The organism is uncultured Rossellomorea sp. (genome assembly GCF_947488365.1).
In the GTDB taxonomy this organism is placed as follows: Bacteria; Bacillota; Bacilli; order Bacillales; family Bacillaceae_B; genus Rossellomorea.
In genome coordinates, this window is sequence record NZ_CANKZT010000001.1 from 929,366 (window position 1) to 949,233 (window position 19,868).

General features: G+C 41.4%; 18 protein-coding genes and 1 tRNA gene. 1 reads left to right on the forward strand and 18 read right to left on the reverse strand.

Translation table 11 applies throughout. From position 1 onward, the window contains the following. Window positions 1–255 precede the first annotated feature (255 nt). The 18 genes from yihA to Q1B03_RS05045 form a co-directional block, all read right to left on the reverse strand. Window positions 256–840, reverse strand: a complete 585-nt coding sequence (gene yihA / locus Q1B03_RS04960) for a ribosome biogenesis GTP-binding protein YihA/YsxC (protein WP_299738821.1) — start codon at window positions 838–840, stop codon at window positions 256–258. Next, window positions 837–3,161: an endopeptidase La gene (gene lon, locus Q1B03_RS04965; protein WP_299738823.1), complete on the reverse strand. Its 2,325-nt coding sequence runs from the start codon at window positions 3,159–3,161 to the stop codon at window positions 837–839. Before lon ends, yihA begins: the two co-directional genes overlap by 4 nt. Window positions 3,162–3,332: 171 nt before the next feature. Continuing rightward, a complete protein-coding gene (lonB, locus tag Q1B03_RS04970; RefSeq protein WP_299738825.1) occupies window positions 3,333–4,991 on the reverse strand; it encodes an ATP-dependent protease LonB in 1,659 nt (552 codons plus the stop codon). Window positions 4,992–5,419: 428 nt separating this feature from the next. Then, window positions 5,420–6,691, reverse strand: coding sequence for an ATP-dependent protease ATP-binding subunit ClpX (gene clpX / locus Q1B03_RS04975; RefSeq protein ID WP_113969530.1), 1,272 nt, complete (start codon window positions 6,689–6,691; stop codon window positions 5,420–5,422). Window positions 6,692–7,341: 650 nt separating this feature from the next. Then, complete coding sequence (gene tig, locus Q1B03_RS04980; RefSeq protein ID WP_299738829.1) at window positions 7,342–8,628, reverse strand: trigger factor; 1,287 nt, start codon at window positions 8,626–8,628, stop codon at window positions 7,342–7,344. A gap of 160 nt (window positions 8,629–8,788) precedes the next feature. Further along, window positions 8,789–9,793 (reverse strand): M48 family metallopeptidase, encoded by a 1,005-nt coding sequence (locus tag Q1B03_RS04985; RefSeq protein ID WP_299738831.1) that lies wholly within the window; start codon window positions 9,791–9,793, stop codon window positions 8,789–8,791. A gap of 107 nt (window positions 9,794–9,900) precedes the next feature. Then, window positions 9,901–9,977, reverse strand: a tRNA-Arg gene (locus Q1B03_RS04990). A 154-nt stretch (window positions 9,978–10,131) separates the two neighbouring features. Then, entirely contained in the window at window positions 10,132–10,641 is a 510-nt protein-coding gene (locus Q1B03_RS04995) for a metallophosphoesterase (RefSeq protein ID WP_299738833.1), read from the reverse strand. A gap of 12 nt (window positions 10,642–10,653) precedes the next feature. After that, the gene (locus tag Q1B03_RS05000) at window positions 10,654–11,250 is read right to left on the reverse strand and encodes an XTP/dITP diphosphatase (protein WP_299738835.1); all 597 of its coding nucleotides are present in this window, start codon (window positions 11,248–11,250) and stop codon (window positions 10,654–10,656) included. A gap of 16 nt (window positions 11,251–11,266) precedes the next feature. After that, on the reverse strand, window positions 11,267–12,004 hold the full coding sequence (rph, locus tag Q1B03_RS05005; RefSeq protein WP_299738837.1) for a ribonuclease PH: 738 nt from the start codon (window positions 12,002–12,004) through the stop codon (window positions 11,267–11,269). A gap of 120 nt (window positions 12,005–12,124) precedes the next feature. After that, window positions 12,125–13,201 (reverse strand): GerMN domain-containing protein, encoded by a 1,077-nt coding sequence (locus Q1B03_RS05010; RefSeq protein WP_299738839.1) that lies wholly within the window; start codon window positions 13,199–13,201, stop codon window positions 12,125–12,127. A 105-nt stretch (window positions 13,202–13,306) separates the two neighbouring features. Continuing rightward, complete coding sequence (gene racE, locus Q1B03_RS05015) at window positions 13,307–14,107, reverse strand: glutamate racemase (RefSeq protein WP_299738841.1); 801 nt, start codon at window positions 14,105–14,107, stop codon at window positions 13,307–13,309. A 9-nt stretch (window positions 14,108–14,116) separates the two neighbouring features. Next, complete coding sequence (locus Q1B03_RS05020) at window positions 14,117–14,572, reverse strand: MarR family winged helix-turn-helix transcriptional regulator (RefSeq protein ID WP_299738843.1); 456 nt, start codon at window positions 14,570–14,572, stop codon at window positions 14,117–14,119. 282 nt (window positions 14,573–14,854) lie between these two features. Further along, window positions 14,855–15,079, reverse strand: a complete 225-nt coding sequence (locus Q1B03_RS05025; protein WP_032087424.1) for a response regulator transcription factor — start codon at window positions 15,077–15,079, stop codon at window positions 14,855–14,857. Window positions 15,080–15,212: 133 nt separating this feature from the next. Further along, a complete protein-coding gene (locus Q1B03_RS05030; RefSeq protein ID WP_299738853.1) occupies window positions 15,213–15,695 on the reverse strand; it encodes a thioesterase family protein in 483 nt (160 codons plus the stop codon). Window positions 15,696–15,841: 146 nt separating this feature from the next. After that, complete coding sequence (gene sdhB / locus Q1B03_RS05035) at window positions 15,842–16,609, reverse strand: succinate dehydrogenase iron-sulfur subunit (RefSeq protein ID WP_299739653.1); 768 nt, start codon at window positions 16,607–16,609, stop codon at window positions 15,842–15,844. Continuing rightward, the gene (gene sdhA / locus Q1B03_RS05040) at window positions 16,609–18,372 is read right to left on the reverse strand and encodes a succinate dehydrogenase flavoprotein subunit (protein WP_299738855.1); all 1,764 of its coding nucleotides are present in this window, start codon (window positions 18,370–18,372) and stop codon (window positions 16,609–16,611) included. The genes sdhB and sdhA overlap by 1 nt, the downstream gene beginning before the upstream one ends. A gap of 71 nt (window positions 18,373–18,443) precedes the next feature. Beyond that, on the reverse strand, window positions 18,444–19,052 hold the full coding sequence (locus Q1B03_RS05045; RefSeq protein ID WP_044340478.1) for a succinate dehydrogenase cytochrome b558 subunit: 609 nt from the start codon (window positions 19,050–19,052) through the stop codon (window positions 18,444–18,446). Between the two features lie 353 nt (window positions 19,053–19,405). Between Q1B03_RS05045 and Q1B03_RS05050 the strand changes: the two genes are divergently transcribed. Continuing rightward, complete coding sequence (locus Q1B03_RS05050; protein ID WP_299738859.1) at window positions 19,406–19,843, forward strand: YslB family protein; 438 nt, start codon at window positions 19,406–19,408, stop codon at window positions 19,841–19,843. Window positions 19,844–19,868: the final 25 nt, after the last annotated feature.

A 19,868-nucleotide genomic window follows, 5' to 3' on the forward strand; every position in this document is an offset into this window, starting at 1 on the left:
AAAATTCAAATATAGCTTCTACAGCTTATAATTATCCATTTTATTGGATGAAGCGGATTCAGCTCGGTTACAGGTACATATGCGTCTCTATCCTTTTATTTCCTTTCATATGCTTTGATGATATAGGCCCATCAGCCTTATACGTAGTTCAGTAGACCCTCTTTTATACTACTTTTAAGCTATATGGGTGCTGTCATTATTTAGTCATAAAAAAGAACCGTCTCCACATATGTGGAAATCGGTTCTTTTTAAAGCTTATTTATAATAAGACTTGATGGCGTCCCAGGCTTTGTCTTTTCCAAGGCCTGTTTCGGAAGAGAACATGATGAGGTCGTCTTCTTTGTCCATGTTCAACGTTTCCCTTGTTACTTTCAGGTGTTTCTGCCATTTGCCTTTCGGGATCTTATCCGCTTTGGTGGCGATGACGATGCATGGAAGCTCATGATGCTTAAGGAAATCGTACATCATGACATCATCATTGGTTGGCGCATGGCGCAGGTCCACGATCAGGATGACCGCCCTTAACTGCTCACGGGAAGTGATGTAGGTTTCAATCATCTTTCCCCATGCTTCCCGTTCTGTTTTTGATACTTTGGCAAAACCGTAACCAGGTACGTCCACGTAATAGAGGGTCTCTTCTATTTTATAGAAGTTCAGCGTCTGGGTTTTACCTGGCTTGGATGAAATCCTTGCCATGCTCTTGCGACCGATCATTTTATTGATGAATGAGGATTTCCCCACGTTCGAGCGTCCCGCTAAGGCAAACTCAGGAAGAAAATCGCCAGGATATTGTTCAGGCCTGACTGCACTGATGACTAGCTCAACTTGATTTACTTTCACTTCTTTTCACCTACTAATGCTTTCTCTAAGACTTCATCAATATGGGATACAAGGATGAACGTTAATTCTCCCCTCACACTTTCAGGAATATCATCTATATCCTTTTCATTATCTTTCGGAAGGATAATCGTTTTAATTCCCGCACGATGAGCGCTTAATGTTTTTTCTTTCACTCCCCCGATTGGAAGTACTCTTCCCCTCAGAGTTATTTCACCGGTCATTCCTACTTCACGATTGACGTATTTACCTGTCAGCGCTGATACAAGTGCCGTCGTAATAGTGATGCCTGCTGAAGGACCGTCTTTTGGAACTGCCCCTTCAGGAACGTGGATGTGAATATCATATTTCTCGTGGAAAGACTCGTCGATCCCAAGATCCTTCGCTTTCGAACGTACATAACTAAATGCCGTCTGAGCAGACTCTTTCATGACATCCCCCAATTTACCCGTCAATACAAGCTTTCCTTTACCCGGTGCTAAGGACACCTCGATTTGCAGCGTATCTCCGCCAACCGTAGTGTAAGCAAGACCTGTTGAAACACCGATTTGGTTTTCTATTTCAGCTTGACCATAGCGGAATTTTTTCTTCCCGAGGAACTCTTCAATATTGCTGGACGTAATCACGACGCGCTTCTTGTCACCAGAGACAATGATCTTGGCCGTTTTTCTACAAAGGGCTGCAAGGTGGCGTTCAAGGCTCCTCACCCCTGCTTCCCTTGTATAATAACGAACAATATCGACAATCGCTTCATCCCTGACCTGAAGCTTCGATTTGTTTAAGCCATGATCTTTAATCTGCTTCTCCAATAAATGATGCTTCGCGATATTTAATTTTTCAAGCTCTGTATAACCTGCGATCGTAATGATCTCCATTCTGTCCCGGAGCGGGCCGGGAATGGTCGATAAATCATTCGCCGTTGCGATGAACATGACTTTGGATAAATCATACGTTTCTTCAATATAGTGGTCACTGAAATTCGAATTTTGCTCAGGATCGAGTACTTCGAGCATCGCAGAAGAAGGATCTCCCCTGAAATCACTTGACATTTTGTCGATTTCATCAAGGAGGAAAACAGGGTTGATGGTGCCTGCTTTTTTCATACCCCGGATGATTCTACCGGGCATCGCACCTACATACGTACGCCTGTGACCTCTGATCTCTGACTCATCACGAACGCCTCCGAGGGAAATTCGGACAAAATTTCGACCTAGTGATTCAGCCACAGAACGGGCCAAACTCGTTTTCCCGACACCCGGAGGTCCGGCAAGGCATAGGATAGGTCCTTTAAGGGATTGAGTTAACTGCTGGACAGCCAGGTATTCAAGCACTCTCTCTTTTACCTTTTCAAGACCGTAGTGATCCCGGTTTAAGATTTGTTCAGAACGTTTTATATCTAATTGATCTTCTGTTTCAGTCGACCACGGCAGGGATGCAAGCCATTCGATATAATTACGTATGACAGAGCTTTCAGCGGAACTTGATGGAACTTTTTCATAGCGGGCAAGCTCTTTCAATACAGTTCTTTCAACATCCTCAGGCATATCCGCTTGTTCTATCTTCGCAGTCAAATCTTCAATTTCACCCGTTTTTCCTTCTTTGTCTCCCAGTTCTTTTTGAATGGCTTTCATTTGTTCCCGTAAGTAGTACTCTTTTTGGGTTCTTTCCATGGAACGCTTCACACGCTGGCCGATTTTCTTCTCGAGACTCAGCACCTCTTTTTCATTGTTAATGGTCTCGATCACCATTTGAAGCCGCTTCTTGATATCAAGAGTCTCAAGTACATTTTGCTTTTCTTTCATTTTCAACGGAAGATGGGAGGCAACGATATCCGCAAGTCTTCCCGGCTCTTCAATATCTGAAACAGTGGAATACGTTTCGGCTGAAACTTTTTTTGAAAGTTTTATGTATTGTTCGAAATAATTCAATAACGTCCTCATTAAAGCGTCTGTTTCTGATTCTTTCACATCGGAATCTTTGAATTCCTTTATTTCCACTTCGTAGAAGTCTTTTTGCTCTGTAAATGATTCAATTGATGCCCTGTTTAAACCCTCAACCAGAACTCTGATCGTTCCATTCGGTAATTTGAGCATCTGCTTTACCTTTGTAAGAGTTCCCATTTCGTAAAAATCTTCTTGTGTTGGCTCATCTATATTCATATCTCTTTGAGTGGTTAAGAAAATTAAATGATCATCCATCATGGCTTTTTCTAAAGCTTGTACGGAGCGCTCACGTCCAACATCTAAATGTAAGACCATTGTTGGATACACAAGTAAGCCTCTTAATGGAAGGAGGGGAACCGTTAAATTATTTTGATTTGCCACATATAACACCTCCGAATTTTGCTCTAAGTCTTTGTACAATTCTAACTTATTTACTAGGTAGTGTCTATTAAATAGGTATTTACAACTTTATTCATGCCGTTTAACGCTTATTCCATTTTCTCTTTCATTCAAAAACAAACCGATTCGGATAGACCCGAATCGGTCAACAGTCTATACACTTTTCTTATTTTGTTCTGTTATGAGATCAGTTTGATGTGGTGTTTCCTTCATAAGAGCCAGATCCAATACTTCTTTTAGCTGTTTCACCGGGATCACTTCGATACCCTCGATTTCACTTAACATTGCCTGCTGATTTTCATAAGGGATGATCGCTATAGTGGCACCAGCCAATTTCGCGCCCTTCACTTTAGCCGTCACGCCTCCGACTGGTTTCACGAGACCATGGATGCTGATCTCACCGGTAACAGCAATGGTATGCTTCACTGGAATTCGGTAAATGGCAGAATAGATGCCCAGTGCCATCGCAATCCCTGCTGAAGGTCCGTCTACGGGTACTCCACCAGGAAAGTTCACATGTATATCGTATTGATCGGCAGGGACCCCCATGGAACGAAGCACCGTAATCACGTTTTCAATTGAGCCTTTCGCCATGCTTTTTCTTCGGATTGATTTACTTCGATCTCCAATGCTTTCTTCTTCCACGATTCCCGTCACATTGATCAGCCCTTTATCCGTTGCCGGGATAACGGTTACTTCAATTTCAAGTAGAGAACCAGTATTGGGCCCTGTTACGGCTAACCCATTTACTAATCCAATAGTAGCTACTTCATTGATTTTTTTCTGATATCGTGGAGAAAGCTGACTGGATTGGATAATCCACTCCAGTTCATGATCAAAGATTTCTTTTCTATTTTCGGTAATGGCTACTCCAGCTGCAATCTGGACCATATTGACCGCTTCACGGCCATTACGGGCGTAAGAGGCAAGCGTTTCAAGACCTTTGTCACTAATCGTCATTTCCACTTTCTCCACGGCTCTGGCAGCTACTTTTTTCACTTCATCATGCTCAAGCTCCCTAAAGAATACTTCCATGCATCTCGAGCGAATAGCTGGTGGAATTTCACTCGGGGTACGAGTGGTCGCACCGATCAAACGGAAATCTGCTGGAAGGCCATTTTTAAAAATATCATGTATGTGGGTAGGAATTTGATGATTTTCTTCATTATAGTAGGCACTTTCAAGAAACACTCTGCGATCTTCTAATACTTTTAATAACTTATTCATTTGGATAGGATGCAATTCTCCTATTTCATCAATGAACAATACCCCGCCATGGGCATTCGTTACAGCCCCTTGCTTCGGCTGGGGAATCCCAGCTTGTCCCATGGCTCCCGCTCCTTGATAGATGGGATCATGCACAGACCCAATCAGCGGATCGGCAATTCCCCGTTCATCGAAACGTGCGGTTGTGGCATCCAGTTCAACAAAAACAGCTGCAGGTTTAAAAGGGGATTTCATATTCTTCTTGGCTTCTTCCAGGACCAATCGGGCAGCTGCGGTTTTCCCGACTCCGGGAGGTCCATAGATGATGACATGCTGAGGATTAGGGCTGCATAACGCTGCTTTCAGTGCTTTAATTCCATCTTCCTGGCCAACAATATCATCAAAGCTTGATGGCCTTACTTTTTCTGCAAGAGGTTCAGTTAATGAAATGGATCTCATCTTTCGTAACTCTTCCATCTCTTTTTTTGACTCTCGATCAATGGAAACTTTTTGCGTTCGCTGATTTTTCAAGAGGTTCCAAAAATACAATCCAATGATTATTCCGAAGAATAACTGGATAAACAAAGCGATGCTAGTAAAGCTCATTCGTCTCCCTCCAAGTAGATACAAGTTGTTATCGGTTAGTATCTCCTTGACCATGTGGGAATAAACAAAAAAATTCTGGTTCTAAAATGAGTAAAAATAAGAAATTCGGGACTATTCCTAAATGCACCTAAGCATGTAATGGTTGATTTCCGCTCCAGGATGCTCGCTTTCCGCGTGGCGGGCGGTGAGCCTCCTCAGCTTCGCTTCCGGGGTCTCACCTGTTCCACTTTTCCCGCAGGAGTCGAGCACCTTCCGCTTCAATCAACAAAACTAATGTAAAAAGTTCTTTTGTAATTTCCATTAATGATACTTTTCCACCACTCCATCAAATCGCTATCTTTGTTCCTTTCTGTTCAATATATACTCACGCATTTTGTTTCATTAAAAAAGCCAAGAATGAAGGATCATTCTTGGCTTTACTTAAGCTATTAAGCTGATGTTTTTTCTTCGTTTGGATCGATCATGGTTCCATCTTCGAGCATTAGATGTGGAGCCGCATCTTCAAGGATCGTTTCTTTTGTAATGATACATTTTTTAATATCATCACGGGAAGGAAGATCGAACATCACATCCAACATCATGGTTTCGATGATAGAACGTAATCCACGGGCACCCGTTTTGCGCTCGATTGCTTTTTTAGAGATTTCAAGAAGAGCATCTTCAGTGAACTCAAGCTCTACATCATCTAATTCAAGCATTTTTTGATATTGTTTTACCAACGCATTTTTAGGTTTTGTCAGGATTTCGACCAACGCTTCTTCATCAAGAGGCTCAAGGCTTGAAATCACTGGTAAACGACCGATGAATTCTGGAATTAACCCAAACTTCAATAGATCTTCAGGTACGACTTTAGAAAGAAGGGATTTGTCTTCTTTTACTTCTGCGTTTTTAGGATCAGAACCGAAGCCAATCACCTTTTGACCTAAGCGGCGTTTGATGATTTGCTCGATTCCATCAAAAGCCCCACCACAAATGAATAGTACATTGGACGTATCAATCTGGATGAATTCCTGATGTGGATGCTTACGCCCCCCTTGAGGCGGAACGCTTGCTACTGTACCTTCAAGGATTTTCAGAAGTGCCTGTTGAACACCTTCACCTGAAACGTCTCTAGTGATGGATGGATTTTCAGATTTTCGCGCTACTTTATCGATTTCATCGATGTAGATGATGCCTTTTTCAGCTTTTTCTACATCGTAATCGGCTGCCTGGATTAATTTCAATAGAATATTCTCCACGTCTTCCCCAACGTAACCGGCTTCTGTTAAAGAAGTGGCATCGGCAATCGCGAAAGGTACGTTCAGAATACGTGCAAGTGTTTGTGCAAGTAAGGTTTTACCGCTACCTGTCGGACCAATCATCGCAATATTACTCTTAGACAGTTCAACGTCATCGACTTTGCTGCTTGAGTTGATACGCTTGTAATGGTTGTAAACGGCTACAGCCAGAGATTTCTTGGCTTGATCTTGACCAATTACGTACTCGTCCAGGATTTCCCGGATTTCACGAGGTTTAGGTACGTCTTTGAATTCTACTTCTTCTTCTGTACCTAGCTCTTCTTCTACGATTTCAGTACAAAGTTCGATACACTCATCGCAGATATACACACCTGGTCCAGCGACTAGTTTACGAACTTGGTCTTGTGTTTTTCCGCAAAAAGAACATTTTAGTTGTCCTTTTTCATCATTAAATTTAAACAATGATTTTCACCCCTTCGTTAAAACTTCATAAAATCGTGCTCTGTTTCATCAAACGAACGATTCCTTACATCCCTATTACCTAAAGTTATGTACTGCATTTTATCATATTATATGTTCGTAAAGAAATTGATACGATTCTTAAGAATCATCTTATTATGTAACACGCATTTTAGCAAATATTTTACATTGCTAGTTAGTATCTTGTCCAATTGAAGTCAGGTAATGTAAGAAATCCAATTATGTATGTTCCTGGTGAAAAGTAATGCAACCCCGTTAAATAAGCTTTTTCCAAAAATAGTGGTTCTTATTCTTGTTTGATGGATAAAGTTTCTTATTAGATAGAGTATAGTATTTTGGCTCATTTTGCCACAGAAACAAAAAACGCCTGGAGCAAACTTGTTTGCTCATACACATAAGTTCGAAGTAAAGCTTAGTGTAGTCGAGATTTTGGCTCATTTATGCCACCATCCTCAAAAGCGAAAGAGCAAACTCGTTTGCTCTATCGCTTTTGAGGATGGTGGCTACTTTTCAGCAAAGCTGAAAAGCGTGTGAAACATTCGTTTCACACGAATGAGTCAAAATCTAGCAGGATCTTCATTTCATTGTACAAAACAAGGCACGAAGAAATCGCGCCTTGTTAGCTATTTTTATTATGCTACAGTTTTGCTGTTTTCAACAAGGAATTCTACTGCTTTACGTACTTTCAGGTCAGCTTTAAGTGTGTCAAGGCCGCCTAGAGCTTGTTTGATGTTGTCAGCAGACATGTTGTATTGTTCAGCCATTTTGTTTACTTCTTCTTCTGCTTCTTCTTCAGTTACTTCAAGGTTTTCAGCTGCCGCGATTGCTTCCAGTGTAAGGTTTGTGCGAACGCGTTTACCAGCATCTTCTTTCATTTGACCGCGAAGATCTTCTTCTGTTTGACCAGAGAATTGGAAGTATAGGTCAAGGTTCATACCTTGCATTTGTAGACGTTGACCGAATTCTTGCATCATGCGGTCTACTTCAGCTGTAACCATTACTTCTGGGATTTCTACTTCAGCATTTTCAGAAGCCTTATTTACAAGAGTTTCACGAACAGCTGTTTCAGCTTCGTTCTTTTTGGACTCTTGAAGACGTTTTTCGATTTTTTCTTTAAGTTCAGCAAGTGTTTCAACTTCTTCGTCTGCGTCTTTAGCGAACTCATCGTCTAATGCAGGAAGTTCTTTCGCTTTGATTTCGTGAACTTTCACTTTGAATGTAGCAGGTTTTCCAGCAAGTTCAGCTGCATGATACTCTTCTGGGAAAGAAACTTCTACTTCTTTCTCTTCTCCAGCCGTTACACCAACTAATTGCTCTTCGAAACCTGGGATGAACTGACCAGAACCTAATTCAAGTGAATAATTCTCAGCTTGACCGCCTTCGAATGCTTCACCGTCAACGAATCCTTCGAAATCCATTGTTACTGTGTCGCCTTCTTCAGCTTTTCCTTCTTCTTTAACAGCAAGCTCAGCTTGCTTTTCTTGAAGTGAAGTAAGTTCAGCTTCTACATCTTCTGCTGTTACTTCTGTTTCCATTTTCTCTACTTCAAGACCTTTGTATTCGCCAAGTTTCACTTCTGGTTTCACTTGTACTTTAGCAGTGAAGATTAGATCTTTGCCTTTTTCCATTTGCTCAACATCGATTTCCGGACGGTCGATTGGATCGATTCCAGTTTCTTCGATTGCTTTCGCATATGCTTCAGGTAAGATGAAATCTAATGCATCTTGATAAAGTGATTCTACTCCAAAGCGTTTTTCGAACATACCGCGAGGCATTTTCCCTTTACGGAATCCTGGTACGTTCACCTGTTTTACAACTTTTTTGAACGCTGCGTCTAAACCTTCGTTTACTTTAGCAGCTTCTACTTCAATTGTAAGAACTCCTTGGTTTCCTTCTTGCTTTTCCCATTTTGCAGACATACTGTTCCCTCCAACAATCTATAATTGATCTTGAATTTTTTACGCATAGTAGTAGATAGTCCTGTATGAATCTAGCACTATCATCGTAAATATATGAAAAACTTTTACATTACAACCATTACATTATAACATACAGCCACTGTCTTTCAACAGACAGCATTTAAATATTAGGAGAGGAAATTTCCTCTAGTTCCCTAAGTCTTGAAAGAATCCCCTGAGATTGCGTGTTTTCAACCTGGTCTTTTAACTCCTTTTCAAGGATCGCATCTGCAAACATCCCCGCTGTGTAGTAGGCATACACCGAAGCGATTTCTTTCGGTTCCTCCTCAAATGTAAAAGGATAGAGAAGAAAGGCATGCCGTTTCAGTAATTCATGCGCGTGCTGAAATAGCGTAGGATTCGTCTGCGCCAAAAGATCATCCAGGGAATCTGTGACCTTGGTGAAGAAATCAGAATCGAACACATCTTCCAATTCAGCTGGTGAAACCCTATCTTCCATTCCAAGCTTAGTAATATCCACTTCTTTATCCACTCCATGCTCTCTAAAAACATTTAAAATCATCGTTTGCAGAAATGGATGGGATTCTGAATCCTTTAAGACAGATTGCAGCTCTCCCATAAAGGGCTTTATGTTACGGTGAACCAGTTGAGCTACCAGTAAGGTTTGCTCCTCTAAACTCTTCCCGTTCAATATGGATGATTGATCTTCTTTAGGGGTCTCTTCATCTGGAATCACTGCTTTACCATTCAATACTTTCTCACTAAAGTGCAGAAGCTTTTTGAAATGTTCTTCCTTTTCAAAAGGCACTTCTTTTTCATCAAACAGGGCGTGGATCGTATCCACTACTTCCCTGTGCTGATGAAGCTGGATGAGTATCATCAAATACATATCAACGACTTCAAAATAGTCGCCGATTCCTTCAAGAAGCATCTCTTTACATATGTATCTCGCTTTGTCGTACTGCTTGCTTTCATAAAGAGAAAGCACGAGTGCCGTATTAATATCGGGATTATCAGGTTCTAATTCATGGGCTTGGGTGAGCAACTGGGAGGATTCATGAACCTCTCCTTTTTCCAGTGCCTGCACGCCCTTTTCCAACAGCCGATCCTTCAATCCCGGGAACTGGACAATCTTTCCTTTTCCTTCTTGGTTTCCCTTAGTCATAAATCGTACCTACCTATACTGTTAGTTTGTATTAGTTTAGCACGATATCTTTTAGATAACAAAAAAAGCTTACCCAATGCAGGCAAGCTTTGTATATGTAGGATTTATGGCGTCCCAGGAGAGATTCGAACTCCCGACCGACGGCTTAGAAGGCCGTTGCTCTATCCTGCTGAGCTACTGGGACGTGATTTGTTTTTCAAGGACAATATTTATTATATTCACATAGCATCAATAAGTCAACAGATTTTCAAAAAAAGTTTTATTTTATTTTCAGCTGTCATTTTTTCATGAAATATCTATATGAAAAGAACCTGCCGTAGCAGGTTCTCACGATGATTTTACAGTTGAAATGTTTGAGTCAATTCGTCCAATGCCACATGATCATGAGTCAGGAATGTTACCTTTATCTCTTGATCCTGAGCCTCTACCAAGGCATAGGTGCGCTCCATTCTTCCCCGCGGTAAAAGAATGCTGCCCGGATTTAAAAACAAAATGCCATTATTCAATTCTGCGCCTAACGTATGGGAGTGTCCAAAGAAAACAAAATGGGCGCCTGCTTCTTCTGCTTTATAACGAAGCTTCATTAGTGACATTTTAATTCCATACAGATGACCGTGAGTCACCATGATTGAATTGCCCTCAACCTTTTCAATAAGGTCGTCGGGTAGCCTGGCATCCATATCACAGTTCCCCCTTACTACAAGGTAGGGAGATAATGCCGGGTCATCTGCACTTAATTCAGAATCTCCGCAGTGTACCATGGCATCTACGGTAGAATGATATTTCTCCGATAGCTCCAATAGCTCTTCTTTTGAACCGTGGCTATCACTTACAACCAATAGTTTCATTCAGCTCACCCTTTAAATAAAGTCTGAGATTATGTTCTTAAGTTTTTTCAATGCATTTCCACGATGGCTGATTTGACTTTTCTCTTCTTGTGTTAGTTCAGCCATGGATTTTCCAAGAGTAGGAACGTAGAAAATCGGATCGTACCCAAACCCATTCGTTCCTCTTTTTTCTTGTAAAATCGTGCCTTCGCATGTTCCCGTAACGGTTCTGGTTTCCCTATTCGGTCCGGCAATCGCTAAAACACAGTGAAAACGTGCGGTACGGTCGGATTCTTCAACAGATTCCAGTTCGCTTAATACCTTCTCCATGTTCGCCTCATCACTCTTTTCTTCACCGGCATAGCGGGCAGAATACACTCCCGGACGGCCTTCCAAGGCATCGATGGCCAAACCGGAATCATCTGCGATCACCAGTTCACCTAATATTTCCGCAACCGTTTCAGCTTTCAGAATGGCATTTTCCTCAAACGTTTCACCGGTTTCTTCAACATCCTCAATATGAGGAAGGTCTAGTAATGTTTGTACCTCATATCCGTATGGAGCAAACATATGTTGAAATTCTTTTGCTTTTCCCCTGTTTTTAGTGGCTATGATCACTCGTTTTGTCATCTACAATCTCATCCCTTTATTGAAATCTTTTTACTATTTCTCCTAATGATTGCTGCTGAATTTGGAATAGCTCGTGGATTCCTTCTTGTCCGAGTTTTAACAGTTGATGCAATTGATCCATCGTAAAGGTTGCTTCTTCCCCTGTTCCCTGCAGCTCTACAAATTCGCCTTCACCCGTCATGATGATGTTCATATCCACTAATGCGCTGCTATCTTCAATATAATTCAAGTCAAGAACCGCTCCATGCACTTCAACAATCCCCACACTTGTGGCTGCTAAGAAACTTTTCAGCGGAAAGGAAGAGATTTTTTTACTGTCTTGAAGCTTAGCCACTGCGATTGCCGTGGCAACGAAAGCTCCCGTGATCGAAGCCGTTCTTGTCCCGCCGTCTGCTTGAATGACATCACAATCAATCCAGATTGTCCGTTCTCCCAATGCATCCAAATCGACTACAGATCTTAATGCCCTTCCAATAAGACGTTGAATTTCCATTGTTCTTCCTGAAACCTTCCCTTTAGAAGATTCACGGATGTTTCTTGTTTCAGTTGCTCTTGGCAGCATGGAATATTCAGCCGTGATCCACCCTTTTCCACTATTTCTCATAAAAGGAGGCACACGTTCTTCGATACTGGCATTACAAATGACCTTCGTCTCTCCAACCGTTATTAAGACTGAGCCTTCCGGATGCTTAACATAATCCGTCTCGATCTCAATATTACGCAATTGATTCTTTTCTCTACCATCTGTTCTCATATCATTACCTCCTGTATTTTCGTGCGTTATGTAAAAATGGTCTAATCAAAAATAGAAGAGGCGGCATTCTGCCAACCTCTTTTCGGGTGCTTCTATCATAGTATATCAAAAAATTGTTATTTAAAAACTAATTGCATTCACATTTTCTGGTCTTGTCACTGGTTCTGTGATGGTTTCGCCGTCTTTAGACACTACCGTTGCTTCCCCATTCACTAGTACAGAGACTCCTTTAATTCCTTTTTGCTCTGTTAAAGAGAGAACCAGAGAATTCAGCATATGTTCAGAAACCATTTTTTCTTCAAGGCTTCCATAAACTGCTTCGTTAAAATTCAATGTAACGGTTCCATCTTCAAGTTTCGGATCATCTAATAGTTTTGCACCTGTAAAATCACTTGCAAGTGAAGATGAATATCCTGGTCCGTCTATTAATTCATTCACAACTGCCGTGACTTCATCCACTGAATTTGAGCTCACGCGCTTGGTAACAGGTACGTAATACGTTTTATCGTCACTTTGGGACACATAATAAACCGTCAGTGGTTTTGTACTGGTAGGATCCACAACACCAGAAGTATCCACGTTGATTCCTACTTTTCTCGTTAATCCTTTTTCATCGATCGGTGTTCCGTTAACAGGCATTTCAGTCAGTGGATAACCGTTCACCCGAAGCTCTACTTTTTCAACAGAATCAAATTGAGTAAGCGTCCACGTGACCGACTGAAGAATTCTCTGCTCATCTTCAGGCTGGTAGTTATTGAACTCCGGAGAGAAATCGGCAATGGCCGTTCCGTCTTTAATATCGACCGTCACTTGCGTATCTGCCGGAAGTACGGCTCTAAACCCATTCGGCAGCACATTTTCAACCGGTCCATTTTTGACCAGATACTCAAGAGCTTGCTTAGCTACACTTTCTTCACCTGGAAGTGGGAGTGATTGTGATACAACATATCCATTTTTATCGATTAAATAAAGTTCTGTCATGACCGTTTCAGCCTTTGCTTCTTCCTTGCTCACTTCTTTCTCCCCGTCTTCTCCTTTAGCCGTATCCACTTTCTCCCCTTCTTTTAAGTAGGATAGATCTTGAGGAGGATCGATCTTTTCTTTATCATCACCGAAACTGAGTAATCCACAACCTGAAAGATATACAGAAGAAGCTAAAACCGTTACAGCAATTGACACCTTCGCTTTTTTCGCCATTGGGAAACCTCCTAAAAGACAGTTTGTACTAACATATATACGAGCCTGTTCTATAAAATAGACCGAAACTTTTTGAAAATAAAAAAACCATCCGATCACAAGATCCTACTCTTGTAATCGAATGGTTTCTGCTTTCACTTCCCCGACTGACAGCCAATCGGAGGCAATGCTTGAAAAGATGGCCGATGACCCTGTAGTGAAAAAGCGATGCTGTGGGTGCTGGACTCCTTTGTATAGGAGATTGTAATAATCAAGAATCGTACTCACTTCCCGTGCCGTTTCATCTCCGGAGCTTATCACACTGATCTCCGGACCCATATAGGCTTTAATCTTAGGCTGTAAGAGCGGATAGTGGGTGCACCCTAATATCAACGTATCAATATCCGAATCTTTGATAGGGTGAAGAGTCTCTTCTACTATGTCTGCCGCCATGGAGCTATTGTATTCCCCACTTTCTACTAAGGGGACAAATTTCGGACAGGCGAGTGACGTGACATCCAAGCTGCCGTGCAGGGAGTGAAGAGCTTCTACATAAGCGCCGCTATTAATTGTCCCCACTGTTCCTAATACTCCGATTCTCTTATTATGAGTGTGCTTGATAGCCGCTCTCGCTCCAGGATGGATGACGCCTATTACCGGGATGTCCAAATGGGTTTGAATTTCATCCAACACAACCGCAGTGGCCGTATTGCATGCAATAATCAACATTTTCATATCAAATTGCATGAGATATTGGGTCATTTCCCATGTGAATATTTTCACTTCTTGAGCTGTTCTGGGTCCGTAGGGACAACGGGCTGTGTCACCGAGATAATAGATGGTTTCTTTAGGTAACTGCCGCATCACTTCTTTAGCGACGGTTAGCCCCCCTACCCCTGAATCAATGATGCCAATTGGTTGAATCACATTATTCCCTCATTCTTGTTTCATTTCTTGATGAAGTTTCGCTAAATTATCTTTTAATAATAGCACTTCTTGTTCAGAGAAATCCGTTAAGACACTCTGTAAATAATTTTGCCTTTTATTGATAACTTCTTCAATAATTCTTTCGCCCTCTTTTAACATATGAATCCGAACGACTCGACGATCATTTTCATCCTTCACGCGTTCCACTAACTGATTCTTCTCCATTCTATCAACTAGATCCGTCGTGGTACTGCATGCAAGATACATTTTATTCGAAAGATCACCAATGGTCATATCTCCATATTCAAATAACCACTGCAGCGCTATGAACTGCGGCGGGGTGATGGTGTACTGACTTAAGATTTCTCTTCCCTTTTGCTTGATGATGGAGGATATGTATCGCAGGTCTTTCTCAATATCTGCAACAACTTGTAAATCTCCAATGATTTCTTTAGAATTCGTCATGATTACTCTCCTTTTAAATCAGAAACTGGACATAATTCCTTATTGAAAACGGGAATCGGTCATGTAGACCTTCCTGTTTTAGCTTCTATTATATTATGGGACCTAAGTGACCTTTCATTCAGCCTAGACTCCCCTTATTAGCATTTTCGCCTTTTTCGGCTGAAAATTCAAGACAAGTTCACGAATGGACCTGAACTAAAAGAGACTGACTCTCATTCAAACATTAAAAGGTATCCGCGGAAGACCCGTTAATTGTTTGCCATTAGAATCAGTCCCTTACATTTAAAGCTTGAGTTCCCCCATGCGAAGAAGCTCTACAACAGCTTGAGATCGCCCCTTCACTCCAAGCTTTTGCATGGCGTTGGAAATATGATTTCGAACTGTTTTCTCGCTAATAAATAGATCACTAGCAATTTCTTTAGTTGTTTTGTCTTGAACCAACAGTTCGAATACTTCTTTTTCTCTTTTGGTGAGCAACGGTTTGTGTGTAAAATCATTGTCCTTCAATTATGGTAACCCTCCTTGCCTTCGCCAGCTTTAAACCGCGGGGATGGGTATTGTCGGTCGTCAGAATATCATATGTGAAGGGAGGGTTTAGAGTGACATAGAGGAGGAAGTTAAATGAAAAATAGGCAACGGATTATTTCACACACTCCGAAGGGCTAAGAAACCGCCTTTTGCAGTCAAGCTTTGCCTTCATTTCTTCCGTCCAGGGGACACCTTTTCCAGTCTGTTTCGATATTTGGACCATGGTTCCTCTACCTGTAAAGCAAACCTCTTCTTTTTCATTCAGACCCATATAGTGTAAATCTACAGAGGAATTACCCACACTATTTGCCTTCACACATACCTTCAGCTGTTCGTCGAAGAATACTTGTTTAACAAAATCACATTGTAAATCTGCGACGACAGGAATCGTCTCATGATCAGGTTTTACCCAATTTTGCATAAACCCTTTGTGTTTAAAAAACTCGATTCTAGCTTCTTCGAAATAAGTGAATGGAATCGTATTGTTCATATGTCCAAACATATCAGTTTCGGAAAACCGAACCTTTATATGGATTGAAAATGAAAACTCTTTTTGCCATGTTTCTATATCTTCAATGTATGTAAAATGGTTCAAATTGGCTCCTCCTTTTGGGAAATGAATATAGAACAAGAAAATGAATCACCATTCATTATTTATTATAAGCTTTTTCTGAAAAATAAGAAACCTATAAAGGACAAAAAAACACTCTCCCGAAGGAAAGTGCTTTTAGATGTTTAAGATTAGTCAACCATATGGTCGCTTCCGAAGAAGTTTTTAAACATTTGGAACGTCGTCTCTCTGTTCAGTGCAGCGATCGAAGTTGTTAAAGGAATACCCTTCGGACAAGATTGAACACAGTTTTGAGAGTTCCCACAGTTTGCAAGGCCACCATCGCCCATGATCGATTCAAGACGCTCATCCTGGTTCATAGCCCCTGTTGGATGGGCATTGAACAAGCGAACCTGTGATAATGGAGCAGGACCGATGAAGTCCGATTTACTGTTTACGTTTGGACATGCTTCCAAGCATACACCACATGTCATACATTTCGATAATTCATACGCCCATTGACGTTTCTTCTCAGGCATACGCGGTCCGGGACCAAGATCGTATGTTCCATCAATCGGGATCCATGCTTTTACTTTCTTCAAGCTGTCAAACATGCGGCTGCGGTCAACCTGCAGGTCACGAACGACAGGGAAAGTGCGCATAGGCTCAAGACGGATCGGTTGTTCCAATTGATCAACTAAAGCTGTACAAGACTGTCTCGGTTTCCCGTTGATCACCATTGAACAAGCTCCACATACTTCTTCCAGACAGTTCATATCCCAGTTAATCGGAGTAGTTTGTTCCCCTTTTGCATTGACCGGATTACGACGAATTTCCATCAATGCAGAAATGACGTTCATATTCGGACGATAATCAAGCTCGAACTCTTCTTGGAAAGGGGCTGTTTCCGGGCTTTCTTGACGAGTAATAATAAAACGGACTCTTTTGTTTTCACTCATCATTTATTTCCCCCTTTTTTCTTAGAATAGTCACGCTTACGTGGTGCAATCAGTGAAGTATCTACTTCTTCGTAATGGAATTCCGGAGAATTCGTCGCAGCATTGTATTTTGCCATCGTCGTTTTCAGGAATTCTTCATCATTACGTTCAGGGAAGTCAGGTTTGTAGTGAGCCCCACGGCTCTCGTTACGATTCAATGCACCGATTGTAATAACACGGGCAAGCTGAAGCATGTTCCACAATTGACGGGTGAATATTGCCCCTTGGTTACTCCATTTAGCCGTATCATTGATATTGATATTTTGGTAACGTTCCATCAATTCCTGGATCTTTTCATCGGTTTGTTTAAGTTTATCGTTATGACGTACAACGGTTACGTTATCCGTCATCCACTCACCAAGCTCTTTATGAATGACGTAAGCATTCTCAGTACCATTCATGGACATGATGTTGTTCCATTTTTCTTCTTCCTGTTTCACATAACGATCGAATAAAGAAGAAGGTACCGACTCAGCCGTTTTTTCTAAACCTTCGATATATTTAATGGCATTAGGTCCTGCAACCATACCACCATAAATAGCGGATAGTAATGAGTTTGCTCCTAAGCGGTTACCCCCGTGCTGAGAATAATCACACTCACCAGCAGCGAATAATCCAGGGATATTTGTCATTTGATCATAGTCCACCCAAAGTCCACCCATAGAATAGTGTACCGCAGGGAAGATTTTCATTGGCACTTTACGCGGATCATCACCCATGAACTTCTCATAAATTTCGATGATTCCACCAAGCTTAATATCAAGCTCTTTTGAATCTTTGTGGGATAGATCAAGGTAAACCATGTTTTCACCGTTGATACCGAGCTTTTGATTTACGCACACATCGAAGATTTCACGTGTTGCGATATCACGTGGAACAAGGTTTCCATATGCAGGATACTTCTCTTCGAGGAAGTACCATGGCTTACCATCTTTATATGTCCAAACCCGTCCACCTTCACCACGGGCAGATTCACTCATCAGGCGAAGCTTATCATCCCCAGGGATGGCCGTCGGGTGGATTTGAATGAACTCACCGTTTGCATAGTAAACACCTTGTTGATACACGATTGATGCTGCCGAACCGGTGTTGATGACAGAGTTTGTAGATTTACCGAAGATAATTCCAGGTCCCCCTGTTGCCATAATCACGGCGTCCGCTGCGAACGATTTAATTTCCATTGTCTGAAGGTTTTGGGCAACGATTCCCCTTGCCACTCCTTCGTCATCTACCACGACGCCAAGGAATTCCCAGCCTTCGAATTTATCCACTAGTCCTGCTACTTCATGACGACGAACCTGCTCGTCCAGAGCATATAATAATTGCTGACCAGTCGTTGCACCGGCGAAAGCGGTTCTATGGTGCTGTGTTCCACCGAAACGACGGAAATCCAGTAACCCTTCCGGTGTACGATTAAACATTACTCCCATACGATCGAGTAAATGAATAATTCCTGGTGCCGCTTCAGTCATTGCTTTAACCGGCGGTTGATTCGCTAAGAAATCCCCACCATACACTGTATCATCAAAATGTTCCCAAGGAGAGTCTCCTTCTCCCTTAGTATTAACGGCTCCGTTAATACCACCTTGTGCACATACAGAGTGAGAACGCTTAACGGGTACCAGTGAGAATAAATCTACTTGCGTTCCTTTTTCTGCTGCTTTAATTGTGGCCATCAGGCCGGCTAAACCACCACCGACAACGATGATTTTCCCTTTACTCATCGTGACTCACTCCTTTTCCTACCATACTTCAGAGCATTTACTGAATCTATTAGACTTGTATCTATTTCTTCTTATACGAAGGCGAAAATTGCGCGCATACCGACCACCGATAACGCTACAAAAATTCCGATCGTAACATATGTAGCAATTAATTGAGAACGAGGTGAAACGGTAATTCCCCAGCTTACGCAGAATGACCAAAGACCATTCGCAAAGTGGAAAATCGTTGAAAGAACACCCAGTACATAAAACCCTAGCATGAATGGATTTGATAAGATGTTTTCCATCATTTGAAAGTTCACTTCAGCTCCGAATGCTGCCGCAACTCTCGTTTCCCACACATGCCATGTAACGAAAATAAATGTGATTACTCCGGAAACACGTTGAAGTAAAAACATCCAGTTACGGAAATAGCCAAACTTACTTGCATTGTTCTTAGAAGTGAATGCAATGTAAATTCCGTAGATTGCATGGAAATACAATGGAAGGAAGATGATAAAAATTTCAAGGAAATAACGGAAAGGAAGACTTTCCATAAAGTGTGCCGCTTGGTTAAATGATTCTTCCCCACCAGTGGCAAAATGGTTCACGACTAAATGTTGTGTTAAAAATAATCCAACTGGAATAACACCTAGCAATGAATGAAGCCTGCGATAATTAAATTCTCGATTTCCAGCCATGATTTACCCCCCTTAATGATAAAATATGAATTCGTTTTCTAATGCATTTTCTAAGAATGACTAGACGACGATACATATTTTATATTGTAACAATTATGTGACATGTTCATTTTACTCCCAAGGAGTGGAAGCGTCAAGAAAACGTATACATAAATTCGACAATATCGCAAAAATATTTTTAATATATTGATAACAAAAAAGATGAGGTATTGCCTTGTTAAATGTTCGAAAATTCAAATAAATATCAAATAAAAGTTATACCACCAAAATATCCCATGGTTATTTTTTCGAAGTATGGGATGATAATTCCCCTTTTCATGTATATAATAGTTTTATAGAAAGAGGGGATTTACTTGGAACAGAAAAAAGAAGAAGTACATCAACCGTCCGTTCCAATCTTCGGATATGAAATTTTACGTGACATGTTGATTCCAGAAATTTTAGGAAAGCATACACACGATATTTTATACTGGGGTGGAAAACAGCTCTCTCGGAAATTCCCCCTTCAGTCATCAGAAGAACTGGTATCGTTTTTCGATGAAGCCGGCTGGGGAACTCTTGCACTGCTGGAACAAAAAAAGAATGAGATGACCTTTGAAATAAGCGGACCGGTGATAGAACGACGCCTTTCCTTAAAGTCGGATGTCACATTTAAACTGGAAACGGGCTTTCTTGCCGAACAAATACAGTTACAAAAAAAATGTGTGGCAGAAGCTGCTGACGAACTACATAAACGGAGTCATTCAGTTAAAGTGATTGTAAGATGGGACGAAAAAGATAAAGTAGAATAGTCCTGAACAACATACTTTTAATTCT

What these genes read in the sequence shown, in the direction of transcription:
- lonB (WP_299738825.1), bottom strand. Translation starts at nt 4,991, where the DNA reads ATGAGCTTTACTAGCATCGCTTTGTTTATCCAGTTATTCTTCGGAATA.
- tig (WP_299738829.1), bottom strand. Translation starts at nt 8,628, where the DNA reads ATGTCTGCAAAATGGGAAAAGCAAGAAGGAAACCAAGGAGTTCTTACA.
- Q1B03_RS04985 (WP_299738831.1), bottom strand. Translation starts at nt 9,793, where the DNA reads ATGACTAAGGGAAACCAAGAAGGAAAAGGAAAGATTGTCCAGTTCCCG.
- Q1B03_RS04995 (WP_299738833.1), bottom strand. Translation starts at nt 10,641, where the DNA reads ATGAAACTATTGGTTGTAAGTGATAGCCACGGTTCAAAAGAAGAGCTA.
- Q1B03_RS05000 (WP_299738835.1), bottom strand. Translation starts at nt 11,250, where the DNA reads ATGACAAAACGAGTGATCATAGCCACTAAAAACAGGGGAAAAGCAAAA.
- rph (WP_299738837.1), bottom strand. Translation starts at nt 12,004, where the DNA reads ATGAGAACAGATGGTAGAGAAAAGAATCAATTGCGTAATATTGAGATC.
- Q1B03_RS05010 (WP_299738839.1), bottom strand. Translation starts at nt 13,201, where the DNA reads ATGGCGAAAAAAGCGAAGGTGTCAATTGCTGTAACGGTTTTAGCTTCT.
- Q1B03_RS05020 (WP_299738843.1), bottom strand. Translation starts at nt 14,572, where the DNA reads ATGACGAATTCTAAAGAAATCATTGGAGATTTACAAGTTGTTGCAGAT.
- sdhB (WP_299739653.1), bottom strand. Translation starts at nt 16,609, where the DNA reads ATGAGTGAAAACAAAAGAGTCCGTTTTATTATTACTCGTCAAGAAAGC.
- sdhA (WP_299738855.1), bottom strand. Translation starts at nt 18,372, where the DNA reads ATGAGTAAAGGGAAAATCATCGTTGTCGGTGGTGGTTTAGCCGGCCTG.
- Q1B03_RS05045 (WP_044340478.1), bottom strand. Translation starts at nt 19,052, where the DNA reads ATGGCTGGAAATCGAGAATTTAATTATCGCAGGCTTCATTCATTGCTA.